The following is a 17,674-nucleotide window of genomic DNA, read 5'->3' as shown; positions in this document are numbered from 1 at the left end:
TAGCTGTGTGATTAGTATATGAGACAGCTATCAGCCATCAATACAATTTAAATAGAAAAGAGGAATTTTTTATGAAAACACGCAGTAAAATTACATGTGCAAGTCTAGCACTTTTAATAGGTGGAAGTTCCCTGTTATACATAACACCAACATCAGTTGTAAAAGCAGAATCTACGCAAAATGTATCTAGTTCGTTACAAACAAGTACGCAAAGCGATCGTACTTCCGTTAAGAAAGCAATGCGAGATGAACTGCAACTTGGATACCCGGGAATACTCGCTAAAATTTCTAAGGGGGGTAAAACTTGGAGTTATACAGCTGGGGTAGCGGATCTGAAAACTAAGAAACCAATGAAAGCAGATTTTCGCTTTCGCATTGGCAGTGTGACGAAAACGTTCATTGCAACAGTTCTACTTCAATTATCTGGAGAGAACCGTTTGAATCTAGACGACTCCATTGAAAAATGGTTACCTGGTGTTATTCAAGGAAATGGATATGATGGTAACCAGATTACGATCCGGCAAATATTGAATCATACAAGTGGTATTGCTGACTATATAAATTCAAAAGACTTTGATATTACGGATATAAAAAAATCGTATACGGCTGAAGAATTTGTAAAGATGGGGATTTCACTTCCCCCAGACTTTGCCCCAGGAAAGGGTTGGTCTTATTCAAATACAGGATATGTAATACTAGGAATCCTTATTGAAAAAGTAACAGGAAACAGCTATGCGGAAGAGGTTGAAAATCGGATTATTGAACCGCTTGATTTGTCAAATACATTTCTACCTGGTAATTCAAGCGTGATTCCAGGCACCAAGCATGCCCGTGGCTATTTGCAACTAGACGGAGCGAGTGAGCTAAAAGATGTTACTTATATTAACCCAGGTAGCTCGGATGGAGATATGATTTCTACTGCTGACGACTTAAACAAATTCTTCTCTTGCTTACTAGGTGGCAAATTACTGAAGGAACAGCAGTTAAAACAAATGCTTACTACAGTTCCTACAAATAGAGAGGGAACCGGATATGGTCTTGGAATACTTGAAATTAAGCTTCCGAACGGTGTCTCGGTATGGGGACACAGGGGGGCCGTTCCAGGGTTTTCCACTTTTGCTGGTGGAACACTTGGAGGTAAACATACACTCGCTATCAATTCGAACAGTTTAAACCTTAATAACCCAGAAGTTTTTAAAAACATTTTACTTGCTGAATTTAGCAAGTAGGAAAAACGGATAAATTTTGTCATTTGTAATTTCTATCGGAATGGATTACCGCTTGAAAGAGTATAGAGGGATTAAGTATCTATAATTGTGTAGGAGCAGCATTTGCAAAATTAGAAATTGAACTAGATTCAACCATCAAAGATAATATTAGCGGGAAAAAATTGAGGGACATTAAGGATTTTGTGAAGAAGACTTCAAAAATGAACTGAAATCTAATAAACAACGTAAAAGCTAAAAGATTTTCACTGTGAGAACATCTCAAAATATTAAATTGATGGTAACTTTGTTGTAGCTCTTTAAACATACCTATATTAAAACCCAAATTTCTCAATTTAATGCTGAGAAATTTGGGTTTTTCTAAAGGAATCAATTTTTTAAAAAATTTTTAGAAATTTAAAGATAAAGTATTGTATACATGTAAGTATGATTAAAAATGCAAAGTTGTAAATGCTAAATTTAATTAAATACGCCTTACTCTCTTTAACATTGGCCTGAATGAATAGTTTATAGGAGATTACACTGGCTAAAGATGCGATAATTGTTCCAAGCCCTCCAATATTTACTCCTAGTAATAAAGCTTTCCAATCAGAAGTAAAGTTTGATAGAAGAATTGAAGTAGGAAAATTGCTAATCAATTGACTCAAAAATATGGAACTAAAGAAGACTGAAGTATCTCCTCTTAAATTAGCGCGAGCAAATGTCCCCAGTGCATCGGAATGGGAAATGTTTCCGATAAAAATAAAAAAACAGACAAAGGTTATTAGAAGAAAGTAATCGATCTTAAATAGTAAGTTTCTATCTAACGTAAATGCTGCTATCAGTGTGACTATTAGCGCAATGTAATAATTAATAACACCAAAAATAGATGCAATGATAGTAATAAGTATCAAAATCCAGACGGTAGCTTTTTTTTGATTTTTCACGGTAATAACAGGTAGTTCTATTTTCAAATCTGTTTTTTGAAGTTTTTGAGTAAATATAAATAACAAACTAATTCCAAGTACAGCTAAAAGCAGGATTGAACCTAAAAATGGGATGAGCTTAATTCCATAGTAAGAATATAGGTATAAATTTTGTGGGTTTCCCATAGGCATCAAGCTACTACCGATGTTTGCCGCAATTGTCTGCAGGATGATTGTATCCATCATGTTCATTTGTGTTTTTTTACTAATGACAAGTGTTATTGGTACAAAAGTGAGGAGAGCGACATCATTTGTTACAAACATGGAGCAAATAAAGCATAACAAAATTAGAATAATAGATATTGACCTGCTGTTATTGCATTTATTTAAAATCGCAACGGCAAGTTTGTCTAATATCTTTAGCTGTTCCAAGGCCTTAATGGCTACCATCAGATTAAATAAGCTAATTAACACTTCAAAGTTAATATATTCGATCTTTGGCGAATGTATTAAGCAGCTGACAATTGCTAGTATCAGTGAAATGGTAAGTACTAAATCCTTTTTTAAAAATTCGAATTTCATAAGGAGTCTTTTTTTATTTTGAACAAATACTATTTCTTTCACAATACACCACCTGTAATTTATGTTAGTAAATATACGTTTTTTGGGATAACTCGATATTGCTAGAAAAGAGGATGACATAAGGTCCTAAATAAGAGTTTTGTAATGTTTCATCCCTTCAACAAAATCCTTTTTTTCTTAGTGTCTTTCATGTTGTAAATATGTGCAATATAGACGAATCCAACTAGGGGGATTAATTGAGAAAACAAATGTTTTTTGTATGATACCATAAATAAATTAAATGTTTTATTTTTTAAATATTCCTATAATATTCCGTTGATTCTTGATTTTAAATAATTTATATGAACTTCTAAAAGAGAAAAAGTATGCATGTTTATATGAAGAAAATAGAGACTTGTCAAAGGATAGATAGAACAAAATCTGCGACGTTTGGATACTGTATAAAATTCACAAAATCTCACTGTTTTTTTAGATGAAAAATCTTAAAAAATTTTTTGTTTTTATAAAAATCTGTACTTTTTCGTAACATTCTGTACTTTTAATTATAAATTAAAGACAAACTTCTCTTAGTTAAAGATTGAAAGCGCTTTATAGATTTTTCGTGAAATTTTTACCTAGCCTATTTTTGAGATTAGTAGTAAGAAAGGAGATATTTCCATGTTCTTAAGAAAATTAACAAAAAACCAGTTAATCACTATTGATTATTATGATTAAAATGTAAATCACCGGTAAACAAAACAAACATAATAGTACAACAACATTAGTGGATAAGAATATTAGTTTTGCAGAAGGGGATAGAGCATCTTGTGTATAAATGGTAAGTTTTTAGAAAATTCAGTTTCGTAGTTGCGTGTTGCGATGTTTGTTTAAACAGGCCAATTCTATTAATATAGAAAATTTTTATCCTTGTTGTATTTGAATATGAATGAGGTATTTATGCCAAGGAATATAGGTGATTTTATATAGATTATGATAGATAAATTTTTGGTATGGAGTGATAATATGGAAAGATTTTTTGTAGAGTTAGTCGGATCAACAAATGATTTTTTATGGTCTAAATTGTTAATTATTATGCTTGTTATTTGCGGAATTTATTTTACATTTAAATTGAATTTTGTACAGTTTCGAATGTTAAAAGAGATGGTCCGTGTATTAATGGAGGGGAAAAGTGGTTCTAAAGATCAAATCTCTCCTTTTCAAGCGTTTTGTATTGGTATGGCAGCCCGCGTTGGAACAGGGAATATCACAGGAATTGCGATTGCAATTGCATTAGGTGGTCCTGGAGCTGTATTTTGGATGTGGATTATTTCTATTATTAGCTCGGCCTCCAGTTTTGTCGAAAGCACATTAGCACAGATATATAAAGTAAAAGATAAAACTGGTTTCCGCGGTGGTCCATCCTATTATATGGAAAAAGGGTTGAATAAACGTTGGATGGGAGTATTATTCTCTATTTTAATCACAATTACTTTTGGTCTTGTATTCAATTCAGTACAATCAAATACAGTTACAATTGCTTTTCAAAACTCATTTGGTACAGATCGTCTAACAGTTGGGATAATCATGGCTATTGCTTTCGCTGCGATTATTTTTGGTGGTGTACAACGTATTGCAAAAATGGCTGAATACAAGGTGGTATTTTTAGCGGTATTATACATTGGAGTTGCATTATTTGTTGTAGTTACCAACATATCAAAAATGCCGGAAGTTCTTTCTCTTATTGTTCAAAACGCATTTGGTTTTAAACAAATAGTAGGCGGTTCAATTGGTGCAGCACTTATGAATGGAGTTAAACGCGGTTTATTCTCAAATGAAGCTGGTATGGGAAGTGCACCAAACGTTGCCGCAACAGCAACAACAAGTCATCCGGTGAAACAAGGACTGATTCAAGCATTTGGTGTATTAACGGATACACTGATCATTTGTACTAGCACTGCCTTTATTATTTTGCTGTCTGATGCATATAAACAACCGGGGTTAAATGGTATTGCACTTACACAAGCAGCACTAAGTGAACACATAGGTCCTTGGGCATCGGGTTGTCTTGCTATCTTTGTTTTTTTATTTGGATTTGGTGCGTTAATTGGCAACTATTATTATGGTGAAACAAATATTCGCTTCTTACATACAAGTAAAGTGTGGTTAATGATATACAGAATAAGTGTGTTGGCTATGATTGTATTTGGTTCTGTTGCAAAGATTCAAATTGTATGGGATTTAGCGGACTTATTTATGGGCTTTATGGTTATTATTAATTTAATTGCTATTACCTTACTTTCAAAAGTAGCATTTGCGGCGTTACAAGATTATATAAACCAGAAAAAAGCTGGTAAAGATCCTGTTTTTTATAAAGAAAACATTAAAGGGCTTGAAAATATTGAATGTTGGGATAGTTATGAGAAAACTTCAAAAAAGAAAAGTGTGTAATAAGAAGGATATTCAGACTGCAATATGTCTGAATATTTTTCTTGGTTCTAGTGCAAATATTATTGATTATAGTAAAGAAAAAATCATTCTATATAAAGTTAATAGTACGGGGGAATATGATTAAATGATAAAGGATTCTAGCGTTCAAGTTGAGGGTCAAGAAAAAGTTTGCTTAGATCAATGGGTAGCTCATTATCGAGCGTATGCAGCTAAGGGACGAAGCGCCAGTTATATTCCCGCTCTGGGGGAAATAAATGTATCGCAGTTAGGTATTTGTATAGTAAAGCCAGATGGAACAATGATAAAATCAGGAGATTGGGAGATACCTTTCACATTACAAAGTATATCAAAAGTAATCGGTTTTATAGCCGCTTGTTTAAGTCGCGGTATTTCTTATGTATTAGAACGAGTTGACGTAGAGCCAACTGGAGATGCCTTTAATTCAATTATTCGTTTAGAGATACATAAACCAGGAAAACCTTTTAATCCTATGATCAATGCTGGAGCGATTACGATAGCTTCACTTTTGCCAGGGACATCGGTGCAAGAAAAATTAGAATCTCTATACGTATTAATTGAAAAAATGATAGAGAAGCGTCCCGCTATTAATGAAATAGTATTTCAATCAGAATGGGAAACGGCTCATCGTAATAGAGCATTAGCATACTATTTAAAGGAGAATGGTTTTCTAGAATCAGATGTGGAGGAGACACTAGAGGTTTACCTAAAACAATGTTCGATTGAAATAAATACAGAAGATATTGCCTTAATAGGGCTTATACTAGCACATGATGGATATCATCCTATTCGCAAAGAACAAGTGCTCCCTAAAGAAGTAGCTAGGTTAACAAAAGCTTTAATGCTAACTTGTGGAATGTACAATGCTTCTGGAAAATTTGCTGCTTTCATTGGATTACCAGCTAAGAGTGGGGTATCCGGTGGAATTATGACACTTGTTCCCTCAAAATCTAGGAAGGATTTATCGTTCCAAGATGGATGTGGTATTGGTATTTACGGACCAGCCATTGATGAATATGGGAATAGTTTACCAGGAATTATGTTGTTAGAACATATTGCAAAAGAATGGGATTTAAGTATATTTTAAAAAGGAGCACAGATATTTTGGTGTTAGAGCGAGTCCAAAAGTGTTCAGACCTTATATTGTGTCTGAACATTTTTGAGTTATAAAGTATCTTTCTAAAGTAGAAGGGTGTAATGAATACTCACAATCTATAATGCTTTCGTTTATATCTTATTTATCAGTTTTTGAAAAAAATAGAGTAAGTATTGTATTAATGCAAATAGGTTTGTATACTGACTGTTAGGCGAAAGTGAGAAGTGATTATTTTGAATCTTAGTAATTTAGTAAAAAAAGACATCTATATTCTCGTTTTAATGATACTTACAGTACCCTTAGTAGGTGAAATAAAGTCATTTCCTTTAAATGAAACATTTAGAATGAGCTTTGGCGCACCAACATTTTTCTTTTTTTTGTTATTGTTTCGACGAATTCCAGCATTTTTACCGGGTTTTTTAACAGCGATAGTCGTTGTAGTATTTCGTATCTCAATGGATGTCATTATAAAGGGAAATATGGATTGGCTAGCCGCTTTTCATACTCACTATCCTAGTTTTTTCTTTTATTTTACTTATTCGTATCTCTTTCATTTAGCAAAAATCAAACGTTTTTATCATCAACCACTAATGATTGGTTTTATTGGTTGCATGATTGAAATACTGTCAGACTGTGTGGAATTAATGATTCAATATTTCGTATTAAAAACATCGATCACATCCGAGGCAATAAATGAGATTATTGTTATCGCATGTTCCCATAGTTTTATAGTTCTAAGCTTTTTCAATATGATGAAATTGTATGAAGCGCAATCAAGGGAGAGACATATAAAGAAGCAAAATGAACACATGCTCATGCTTATCTCTAATTTATATGAAGATGCTGTTCATTTAAAAAAAACATTACAAGATGCTGAGAATATAACAAAAAAATCCTATGATTTATATAAAACCTTAGACTCTTTTGAGCACAAACAGATGGATTTTCAGTTTGGGGATTTAAGGCAACAGGCATTACAAATTGCTGGTGAGGTCCATGACGTTAAAAAGGATAACCAACGTATTTTTGCTGGACTTTCAAAACTAATTTCTGATGAAAGTTTTACAGATTATATGTCTGTACATGAACTAGTAAATATCATTATACGGGCAAATACGAAATATGCACGGTTGCTAGAGAAAGACATCCAATTTGTGTATAAAATTGATGGTGTGCATTCTCATTATCATATTTACACAATCTTATCTATTATAAATAATATCGTTACAAACGCTGTAGAAGCTATCCAAGGTATGGGAACCATCACAATTGACATTAATAAAGACCACCATTTTGTTGAATTTCAAATAGGCGATAATGGTCCTGGTATTTCTTCAAAATATAAAGATTCAATTTTTGAGCCTGGGTTTACTTCTAAATATGATGATTTAGGCAACCCATCGACAGGTATCGGATTATCGTATGTTAAAGAAATGGTCGAACAACTTGAAGGTGATGTTACGCTTGAGGACAGAACCGAAGGAAAAGGATCAATTTTTATAATTAGATTAGGGATTGATCATATAATTTCGAAAGGGTGATTCTATGTATTTTTATATAGTAGATGATGAAAAAGCGGTTCGCTCAATGTTGGCTCAAATTATCGAGGATGAAGACCTTGGGGAGGTTATAGGAGAAGCTGAGGATGGTTTAACTTTAGAGCAACAAATGCTAATCCTTAAAAATATAGACATTTTATTTATTGATTTGTTAATGCCGATTCAAGATGGAATAAAAACAATCCGTCAAATAAAACCTTCGTTTAAAGGGAAAATCATCATGGTCTCTCAAGTAGAATCAAAAGAATTAATTGCTGAAGCTTATTCGCTTGGTGTTGAATACTATATTATTAAGCCAATTAACCGGATTGAAGTATTAACAGTTGTTCGGAAAGTCATTGAACGAATTCGTTTGGAAAAATCGATAAAAAACATTCAAGAATCGCTTAATATGGTACTAAAATTGGATAGTAATTCAAGTACGCAAGAAAAATACCGTAATGAAAAACATTTAAATACTTTTAATCATTTTCAAAATTCCATTCATTTTCTTTTGTCTGAATTAGGAATAGCCAGTGAAAGTGGAAGTAAAGATTTAATGGATATGCTAGATTATTTATATAAATATGAACAAGATAACACGTTGGAACAAGGCTTTCCCTCACTAAAAGAGATTTTTATGAATTTGGCTCAAAAAAAACTTGGGGATTCAGCTGAAGATGCCGAATTAAAAAGGTTCATAGAAGCTTCCAAACAACGGATTCGGAGAGCAATTTATCAATCATTAAACCATTTAGCATCCCTTGGACTTACTGATTTTTTAAACCCGAAGTTCGAAAATTATGCTTCTAGATTTTTTGATTTTACTACCGTAAGGAGAAAGATGACAGAATTGAATAATGAACCAACATTACCTGCTCGTATTGATACGAAAAAATTTATTCAAGTTCTTTATTTTGAAGCAAAACGAATACACTTGGAGTTAAGATGATAAACTCTTGCTAAGTATTATTTTCAATTGATAGATTGATAATAGTTTTTCTTTTTATTCTCCTTTATTTCATATTAGTTTTAAAATCAGAAAATTCCGTATCGATTTGGTAGAAGTGTATGAACTTAGAACAAAAGAATATGTATTTTTTACACATTAATATTCATTTAAAAACGAGTATTTCCAAAATAAAATATAACTACATAGTAAGTTGAATTTAAAAAAAGATGCTATCTTCTAGCATCTTTTTTTCTTTAAGAGGAAATATCATTGATCCTTATATTATTTGAAATTCAAATGCGGGCATATAAATAAGGGAAAAGGAGATAATATTTAACAAATTATAATTGGAAATGGTATTTTAGGTCAGAAATGTTTTTATACTAATTAGGTTATTTGTACTAAATAAGCATAATGTCTCGCTTTTCTGCTCTTTAATCTTATAGTTATTTTTTATTAAGTACATATCGTTTTTTAGAAATCTCAATCCTAGCAGAGTATATAAATTGGGTGATAAAAATGTGGAACATAATTACTTCTTATCTTCCAGATTGGAAAGTCTTTGTACAAGCTTTTATCTTGTTTTTAATTCCGTATACTATCTCAAGATTTTTTCATTGGGTTCGTATGTCAGAGAAAGAGTGGGAAGAATGAGTTGGTGGAAGTCAAGAGACAAACAAGTGAAAAAAAATAATATTCAAAGTAAAATGAAACAAGAGCATAAACCATCTCAAAATGCAATCGTTCATTTCACAAATGATTTTGCCTCTAACTTAGAACTTATAAAGCAACAAATCGGACATAATTCTGATGTTCGCTTTCGGAAGTTTAATATTGGACGCACAGATATTCAGGCTGGGATCGTTTTTGTTGATGGCCTATCAGATAAAGAGATAATTGACAAACATATTATGAAATTACTAATGGATGATTTTTCTGATGAATATAAAAATGAATCTTCTTATGTGGAGGGGACTGTTTCAAAAGAATATATTAAAAATAAAGTTCTTACAATTAGTGAAGTAGCAGAAGTCCATTACATAAAAGATTTAATACCCAAAGTATTGATAGGTTCAACAGCTCTTTTAATTGATGGTTTAGCAGATGTGTTTATTCTTGGTACAACAAAAGCAAATAAACGAAATATTGAAGAACCAGTATCGGAGGCATTAGTCAGAGGGCCACGGGTCGGTTTTACTGAAGTATTGAGTGATAATACCTCACTTTTGCGACGACACTGTGCGGATGAGAACTTATCATTAGTAAAGCTACCAGTAGGAGAACGTGCAAAGAAAGAGTTAGTTGTCGCATTTATTAAAGATCTTGCTAGTACAGAATTGGTGGATGAAATAAAAAACAGAATTCAGAAAATTGACATAGACAGTGTACTCGAATCTGGTTATATAGAGCAACTTATTGAAGATAATTATCTCAGTCCTTTTCCGCAGATTCAAAATACAGAACGACCTGATCGTGTTATTAGTGCTTTAATGGAAGGTCGAGTAGCTATTTTGTTAGATGGAACACCATTTGTTTTAATTGCTCCAGTTACATTTAGTATGCTGCTGCAATCACCAGAAGATTATTATGAAAGGTGGCTTCCTGGTACGCTTCTCCGCTTATTACGCTTCATGACAGCTTTTGTTTCATTATTTGCTCCAGCACTGTATATTTCTTTTATTTCATTTCATCCAGGATTAATTCCCACTAAGCTCGCTATTTCTATTATCGGATCGCGAGAAGGAGTCCCTTTTCCCGCTTTAATAGAAGCGTTAATTATGGAAGTAGCTATCGAAGTTTTGCGAGAAGCAGGTTTACGTCTGCCTAAACCAATTGGACCTGCAATGGGAATTGTGGGCGGTTTAATAATTGGTCAGGCTGCCGTAGAAGCAGGAATTGTTAGTCCAATAATGGTTATCGTTGTTGCGGTAACAGCTATTTCTTCTTTTACTATTCCGCAATATAGTGTAGGAATTACGTTACGCATTCTTCGTTTTGTAGCTATGTTTTGTGCTGCGATATTTGGTTTGTATGGAGTTATTCTCTTCTTTCTTTTACTTTGCAGTCATTTAGTGAAACTGAAAAGTTTTGGCGTTCCTTATACCAGTCCTGCTGTTCCATATCAATTCAGTGACTGGAAAGATTTTATGGTTCGCATGCCATTAAAAATAATGAGACGTCGACCGAAAATAATGCATACCAAAAAAAATATCCGCAAAAGGTAGCTGATGACGAAAGGAAGTGGCCTTCAGTGATTACTAAACTTAAAGACCGAATAACAACTTCACAGGCAGTTGTTATTATTGTAAATTACATACTTGGGACAGGAATTCTCACTCTGCCCAGAGCATCTGTGGAAAAAGTGAAAACACCAGATGTATGGATAAGTGTGATATTAGGTGGAATACTGGCAATGGTTTCAGGAGTAATTATGGTCAAATTAAGTCAGCAGTTTCCAGAAAAAACATTTTACCAATACAGTCAAGATATTGTAGGGAAATGGATAGGCAGATTACTTAGTTTTCTTATTATAGGGTATTTTCTTACAACTTCAGCATTTCAAATTCGTTCAATGGCAGAAGTAATAAGCTTTTTTTTGCTCGAAGGAACCCCCACATGGGCTATTGTTATGCCTTTTATGTGGATAGGTCTCTATTTGATTATGAGTGGTATTAATTCAATTGCACGGATGTTTGAAATAATATTTCCTATTACTGTTTTTATTTTTTTAATCATTTCCTTTATGAGCATCGGAATATTCGAGATAGATAATCTCCGTCCCGTATTAGGTTTGGGAATTAAACCAGTATTAGATGGGATAAAAACAACGTCTCTCGCATATACAGGTCCTGAAATTATGTTAATTCTTTTGGTATTTATGGAACAACGAAATAAAGCAGTAAAAGCTATTTTAGTTGGAATTTCTATTCCGTTAATCTTTTATGTAATAACTGTTGTAATGGTCATTGGTGCATTATCAATTGATGGGGTTGTAACAAGAACATGGCCGACAATTGATCTTATGCGCAGTTTTGAAATTTCTGGATTGATATTTGAACGTTTTGAATCTTTATTGCTTGTAATATGGATTATGCAAATATTTGCTACCTATACGATTAGTTATTATGCAGCTGCATTAGGATTAGCACAACTCTTTAAAAAGAGAATTCATCCGTTTATTTTTGCTTTGATTCCAATCATTTACATCATTGCTATGACTTCGAAAAATATAAATGACTTGCTTAAATTGGGGGATATGCTCGGTAATGCTGCTTTATTTTTATTTGGTTTACTGCCACTGCTTCTTCTTATTATTACGCGATTAAAAGGAGGAGTAGTGTGAAAAATAAATTTAATTATATGCGGTTCTATTTGACTTTGTTATGGACGCTTTTGCTTCTATTTTTAACAGGATGTTGGAGCAGTAAAGAAGTAGAAGAGTTGAGTTTAACTGCAGGTATAGCACTAGATAAAGGGAAGGATTCAACAATTGAGAAAGAGGATGAGGAAGGAGGTTATCCTAAAAGAAATCTTATAACAGCTACTTATCAAATTGTTAGTTCGCAAGCACAAAGTAAAGGAAATGGACAACAAAAACGTTATATAAATGTTTCTGAGACCGGTGATTCCATTCATCAAATTGTTCGTGAGTTTTCATTGAAAAGAGAGAGCACAATGTTCAGCCCACATTTAAAAAACATTGTTATTAGTGATAGTCTTGTACGTACATTCAGTTTAGAACAATTACTTGAACAGTATCTCCGTGACAATGAAGTTCGGCTTAGCTGTATGCTCTTAATTAGCAAGGGTCTAGCGAAGGAGGTACTGGAATCAAACAAAAAAGGAGAAATCCCAGCATTTCGTTTGTCTGGAATTGCAGATAATAGAAATAGAACAACAAGGATTTTACCTCCTGTATCGCTCGCTAAATTGGAAGGAAAGATGCGGTCAGGGTCCAGTTTTCTTTTGCAAAATGTAATCTCGATAAAAGGGGAAACAAAATTTGCAGGAGCTGCTGTAATTAAAGGGAAGACAAAAAAGTTGATGGGCTTTTTAAATGAACAGGAATTGGAAGGAGTAGTATGGATAAATGGAAAAAGGAATGGTGGTGTGGTAAAAACTTTTGATAAAGAATCAAAGAAACTCATTATATACGAAATAAAGTCAATAAAAAGCAAAATCATACCACATGTTAATGGAAATAATATTTCCTTTGATGTAAACATTGAATCAGAAGGACGTTTGTCTGAAAATTGGATGCAATCAGGAAAAAAATTTAAAAATAAATTTTTAAAAAGGGAAGAAAAAGCTATTGAAAAAGAAGTAAAGCACTTAGTACATCATGTTACAAAAAAAATACAAAAAGAATATCAAGTCGATATTGCGGGTTTTGGCAACCAATTAAGAATTAAACACCCGAGAACATGGGAGAAAGTTAAAAAAGATTGGGATCAAACATTTAGTAAAGTACCGATTAAATATCATATAAATGTAACTATACAAGATTATGGAGCGTCAAGTTTAAAACGATGAGATACTTTAATTGAAATTATATTTACATCAAAACAAAAAGTTATAAAAGTTTTAATTTGAAAATTTTTGTAACTTTTTGTTTTTTTATGTCCTTCTTATTATAGATTAAAGAAATGATTTTATCCCGCTATTTGCCGGGCAGTAAGACCTCCACCTCAAAATTCAGCGAAAGCAAAGAAGTTATTAGAGGTATATGTAAGCTCTATATAGGAAGGAGAATTTTGAAATTCTATTGATAAACCAAGTAATTGTAATAGCCCTTATTTAGAATAATAATTTCAAGATCAATAAAATTTAGAGTAGAAGGAGCAAGAGCAAATTATTATGAATAAACAAATAGGATTCATCGGATGTGGAAACATGGGTATTGCTATGATAGGTGGGATGATTAAAAAAAATATAGTTTCTCCAGATCAAATAATTTGTTCAGATTTAAATGTCATTAATTTAAAAAATGCTAGTAATGAATATGGCATAACTATAACTACTAACAACAATGAAGTCGCTAACAGCGCTGACATTTTAATTTTATCAATCAAACCAGATTTATACTCATCGGTAATTAACCAAATAAAAGATCAAATAAAAAATGATGTAATCGTTGTAACTATTGCTGCAGGGAAAAGTATTAAGAGCACTGAGAATGAATTTGGTAGAAAGTTAAAAGTTGTTAGAGTAATGCCTAATACACCGGCACTTGTTGGAGAAGGAATGTCTGCGTTATGTTTTAATGAAATGGTTACAGAAAAAGATATAAAAGAGGTACTGAACATATTTAATATTTTCGGCCAGACGGAGGTCATAAATGAAAAACTAATGGATGTTGTTACATCTATTAGTGGTTCTTCTCCAGCATATGTGTATATGTTTATAGAAGCCATGGCAGATGCTGCTGTACTTGGCGGTATGCCGAGAAAACAAGCTTATAAATTTGCGGCTCAGGCTGTATTAGGTTCTGCAAAAATGGTATTGGAAACAGGAATACATCCAGGTGAATTGAAGGATATGGTTTGTTCTCCAGGTGGAACGACGATAGAGGCTGTAGTAACGCTAGAAGAAAAAGGTTTAAGAACAGCTATCATTTCAGCTATGAAACGTTGTACGCAAAAATCTATGGAAATGTCTAGTTTAACTAGTAAGTGAGAAGCGAATTTATATAATATTTTAAATCTATTTAATGTAAAAGAAATATTATGAGGCTAGTTAATAACTAAGTAAATTTATATACAACACTAACGAGAAGAATAAACCTTATTTTAAAGGGGATACAGAAAATATGAGTAATTTACTAAAAAAGAAATCCGTTACACAATTGTTAGAGCATAATCAAAGCAAGACTTTAACGAAAACATTAGGAGCATTTGATTTAATTATGTTAGGGGTAGGCTCGATAGTTGGAACGGGCGTTCTTGTGTTAACTGGATTAGTAGCAGCAAGAAATGCTGGCCCAGCAGTTGTTTTTTCATTTATACTTGCAGCAATTATATGTGGATTTATAGCATTATGTTACGCGGAAATTGCTTCTACACTCCCGGCGTCTGGTAGTGTATATACATACTCATATGCAACAATTGGTGAGTTTGTTGCTCATCTAGTAGGTTGGTCATTGCTATTAATATATATCGTGGCAACAGCGGCTGTCGCTGCTGGATGGACAGGCTATTTCCACAATTTAATAAAGGGATTTGGATTAGAGATACCTAAAGCTCTAGTAACGATTCCTTCGCATGGTGGTATTGTGAATCTACCAGCAGTAATCATTACATTGATATTAGCATGGATGTTATCCCGTGGTACGAGAGAAAGTAAACGAATCAATAATACAATGGTATTGATTAAAATTGGAATGATTTTGTTGTTTATTACGGTTGGTATATTCTATGTAAAACCAATAAACTGGATACCAATTGCACCATACGGTTTAAGTGGAGTTTTTACGGGTGGAGCAGCTATTTTATTCGCTTTTACGGGTTTTGATATATTAGCAACTTCAGCAGAAGAAGTAAAAGATCCGAAACGTAATCTTCCGATCGGTATTATTGCATCATTAATCATATGTACAATTATTTATGTTATGGTATGTCTTGTTATGACAGGAATGGTTTCCTATAAAGAATTAAATGTTCCTGAGGCGATGGCTTATGTAATGGAAGTTGTAGGACAAGGAAAAGTCGCTGGTGCAATTGCTGCAGGTGCTGTAATTGGCCTTATGGCTGTTATTTTTTCCAATATGTATGCGGCAACACGAGTATTCTTTGCAATGAGTCGTGATGGATTGTTACCGAAATCATTTGCGAAAGTTAATAAGAAAACTGGAGCACCCACTTTTATAACTGGATTGGCAGGAATAGGGAGCTCTATAATAGCTGGGTTTATTGATTTGAAAGAATTAGTTAATTTAGTTAATATCGGTAGTTTGGTGACGTTTGCGTTAGTTTGTCTATCAGTTATTATTCTACGTAAATCACACCCAAATTTAAAACGTGGATTTATGGTACCTTTTGTACCTGTATTACCATGCGTTGCAATTGTATGCTGTGTGTTTTTAATGCTAAATTTACCGTTAAGGACATGGGTGTACTTTAGTATTTGGATTACTATTGGGGTAGTAATATATTTCCTTTATTCGATAAAACACAGTAATTTAAATGAGGAAACGATCTCGAAATTACATGATAAAATTGCGAGATAATAACGATAGAAAATTTTATTAATAATCATATTGATAGTTGAGGAACATAGAAACAGTTTTTTGACATTTAGCAAGAGATAAAATAAGAGATGCTAGGGCAGCTAAGTACTTTTTTAGAAACCTTGCTTGTTTTTTACGATTTAAAACTGCTAAGGAGAGAGAAGTATGAGTGAATTGCATTTTATGAGTATAGAAGAATTAGATAATAAATTGAAAAAATCTGACAGTGGTATTTATTTCATTAAAGATTATAATGACAATATTATTTATGTAGGCAAGGCTTTTAGTATAAAAAGTAGAGTATTAGCTCATTTTAATAGTTATTCCAATATTGAGGAATATGTCCATTTATTTAATAAAGTAGCGTATCTCATTGAAGATAGTTTGTTAAAACGCTCATTGTTACAAGTTACTTATATGATTAAATATAAACCAGTATTAAACAAAGAAGTACAAAAAGAATTCCCAGAGTTGTATACTCAATACATTAAGCAGACAAATAAAAAATCTATGTTGTTAGAAATTGATGAAGCTAAAGAAAAAGGGGATGAGTTAAAGAATAAATTAGTAAAATTAGTGGGTGGAAAAACTATGTTTTATGACATAATTTCTCTGTTAAACAATGGATATAACTATCATGTCCTCGCAAAAGTATTGAACATAGAACTTCAAACTTTAATTATAATAAAAGAACACCGAAATAAATTCCCGATACCACATAATTATAAAAGGACAATAAAACATCAAGATATAATGTATGCTTTATCTGGAAAAAAGAATTTAAGTACTTCAAGGTTAAACACTTAACTTTAAAATAGTAAATTCGTTGCTTTTGTAGCTTTTATTGTTATATTGAAATGCAATGTACATTTGTTTTTCAAATTTAATTGGTGGAATAAGGGGAAGGAAAGGGTTTCTATAAAAATACTGGAATAAATTAGGTTACTCATGCATAAATAGCATAATTAGGTACATGTTATTTATAAATATTCAAAGATGCGAAAGTAATACAAATGAAATTCTTATTTCTGCTACTACAAGTACTATTGAGCAAATGAAGTATAAAATTGCTTTTGAACTAGGAGTCACACTGGGACCTGATACATCACATCATCTGCAAATGGTTCGGATCGGTGGAGAGATTACAAAACGCTTAGTTCGAATGGCTGAAAAACAGTTAACAGGTCAATACAGAGTACACTAAGAAAATAATCCGTATATATGGATTATTTTTCCTTTAATTTACAAAAAAATAAATTTCGAAATTGAAAAAACCTCTCAGATTCCTTTGTAATAAACTTTTTTAGTTGTGTTAATGACATAGGTATCAAAAGATAATCAACCAGATACGAACGATGTGCGAGCCCTTAAAAGAGTTTTGGTGTTATTTGTAATTTTAATTTCATAATACTTAAGCCGATATAATAAAATGTTTTATGTCTAAATTGATATAAAGTAATAATTATTAAGTGATATTTCTTTTTTATAGAATAAGTAAAAACTGATATTGTAGTAATTACTGTTTTGAGGTCAATTTACTGTGCACCTTAATTATTGAAGTTTTTTTGTTGATTAACAACTATTGTATTTGGAAATTGATAATAAGTTTATCCCGCTATTTGCCGGGCAGTAAGACCTCCACCTCAAAATTCAGCCGAAGCCAAAGAAGTTAGGTGGGGGGCGGGCTGCCCGTAAAAGCCCGATT

General features: G+C 32.6%; 13 protein-coding genes and 1 pseudogene. 13 read left to right on the top strand and 1 reads right to left on the bottom strand.

What is annotated here, in order from left to right:
- Positions 1 to 71: 71 nt before the first annotated feature.
- Entirely contained in the window at positions 72 to 1,229 is a 1,158-nt protein-coding gene (locus HMPREF2590_RS02050; RefSeq protein WP_050821959.1) for a serine hydrolase domain-containing protein, read from the top strand.
- Between the two features lie 110 nt (positions 1,230 to 1,339).
- A pseudogene (locus HMPREF2590_RS02045) lies at positions 1,340 to 1,438 on the top strand (cytochrome P450); the annotation flags it as partial.
- Positions 1,439 to 1,603: 165 nt separating this feature from the next.
- Here HMPREF2590_RS02045 and HMPREF2590_RS02040 read toward each other — a convergent pair.
- Complete coding sequence (locus HMPREF2590_RS02040; protein WP_000659281.1) at positions 1,604 to 2,755, bottom strand: anion transporter; 1,152 nt, start codon at positions 2,753 to 2,755, stop codon at positions 1,604 to 1,606.
- Positions 2,756 to 3,715: 960 nt separating this feature from the next.
- Here HMPREF2590_RS02040 and HMPREF2590_RS02035 point away from each other — a divergent pair.
- The 11 genes from HMPREF2590_RS02035 (at position 3,716) to HMPREF2590_RS01985 (ending at position 17,173) form a co-directional block, all read left to right on the top strand.
- A complete protein-coding gene (locus HMPREF2590_RS02035) occupies positions 3,716 to 5,140 on the top strand; it encodes an alanine/glycine:cation symporter family protein (RefSeq protein ID WP_000439289.1) in 1,425 nt (474 codons plus the stop codon).
- 124 nt (positions 5,141 to 5,264) lie between these two features.
- Complete coding sequence (glsA, locus tag HMPREF2590_RS02030; protein ID WP_000588648.1) at positions 5,265 to 6,245, top strand: glutaminase GlsA; 981 nt, start codon at positions 5,265 to 5,267, stop codon at positions 6,243 to 6,245.
- Positions 6,246 to 6,478: 233 nt separating this feature from the next.
- Entirely contained in the window at positions 6,479 to 7,795 is a 1,317-nt protein-coding gene (locus HMPREF2590_RS02025) for a sensor histidine kinase (protein ID WP_000584794.1), read from the top strand.
- A gap of 4 nt (positions 7,796 to 7,799) precedes the next feature.
- Positions 7,800 to 8,744: a response regulator gene (locus HMPREF2590_RS02020; RefSeq protein WP_050821957.1), complete on the top strand. Its 945-nt coding sequence runs from the start codon at positions 7,800 to 7,802 to the stop codon at positions 8,742 to 8,744.
- A gap of 650 nt (positions 8,745 to 9,394) precedes the next feature.
- Positions 9,395 to 10,969, top strand: a complete 1,575-nt coding sequence (locus tag HMPREF2590_RS02015; protein ID WP_050821956.1) for a spore germination protein — start codon at positions 9,395 to 9,397, stop codon at positions 10,967 to 10,969.
- Between the two features lie 26 nt (positions 10,970 to 10,995).
- Entirely contained in the window at positions 10,996 to 12,087 is a 1,092-nt protein-coding gene (locus tag HMPREF2590_RS02010; RefSeq protein WP_000628927.1) for a spore germination protein, read from the top strand.
- A complete protein-coding gene (locus HMPREF2590_RS02005; RefSeq protein WP_000790801.1) occupies positions 12,084 to 13,277 on the top strand; it encodes a Ger(x)C family spore germination protein in 1,194 nt (397 codons plus the stop codon). The genes HMPREF2590_RS02010 and HMPREF2590_RS02005 overlap by 4 nt, the downstream gene beginning before the upstream one ends.
- A 324-nt stretch (positions 13,278 to 13,601) precedes the next feature.
- Positions 13,602 to 14,420 (top strand): pyrroline-5-carboxylate reductase, encoded by an 819-nt coding sequence (gene proC, locus HMPREF2590_RS02000; protein ID WP_001041290.1) that lies wholly within the window; start codon positions 13,602 to 13,604, stop codon positions 14,418 to 14,420.
- Positions 14,421 to 14,553: 133 nt separating this feature from the next.
- A complete protein-coding gene (locus tag HMPREF2590_RS01995; protein WP_000067452.1) occupies positions 14,554 to 15,969 on the top strand; it encodes an amino acid permease in 1,416 nt (471 codons plus the stop codon).
- Positions 15,970 to 16,134: 165 nt separating this feature from the next.
- Complete coding sequence (locus HMPREF2590_RS01990; protein ID WP_001292158.1) at positions 16,135 to 16,776, top strand: GIY-YIG nuclease family protein; 642 nt, start codon at positions 16,135 to 16,137, stop codon at positions 16,774 to 16,776.
- Positions 16,777 to 16,942: 166 nt separating this feature from the next.
- On the top strand, positions 16,943 to 17,173 hold the full coding sequence (locus HMPREF2590_RS01985; protein WP_000897398.1) for an alpha/beta-type small acid-soluble spore protein: 231 nt from the start codon (positions 16,943 to 16,945) through the stop codon (positions 17,171 to 17,173).
- Positions 17,174 to 17,674 lie beyond the last annotated feature (501 nt).

Source organism: Bacillus sp. HMSC036E02 (assembly GCF_001836235.1).
GTDB lineage: Bacteria > Bacillota > Bacilli > Bacillales > Bacillaceae_G > Bacillus_A > Bacillus_A cereus.
The sequence above is the reverse complement of the archived record's forward strand: the minus strand, read 5'-3'. Positions and strand labels throughout refer to the sequence as shown.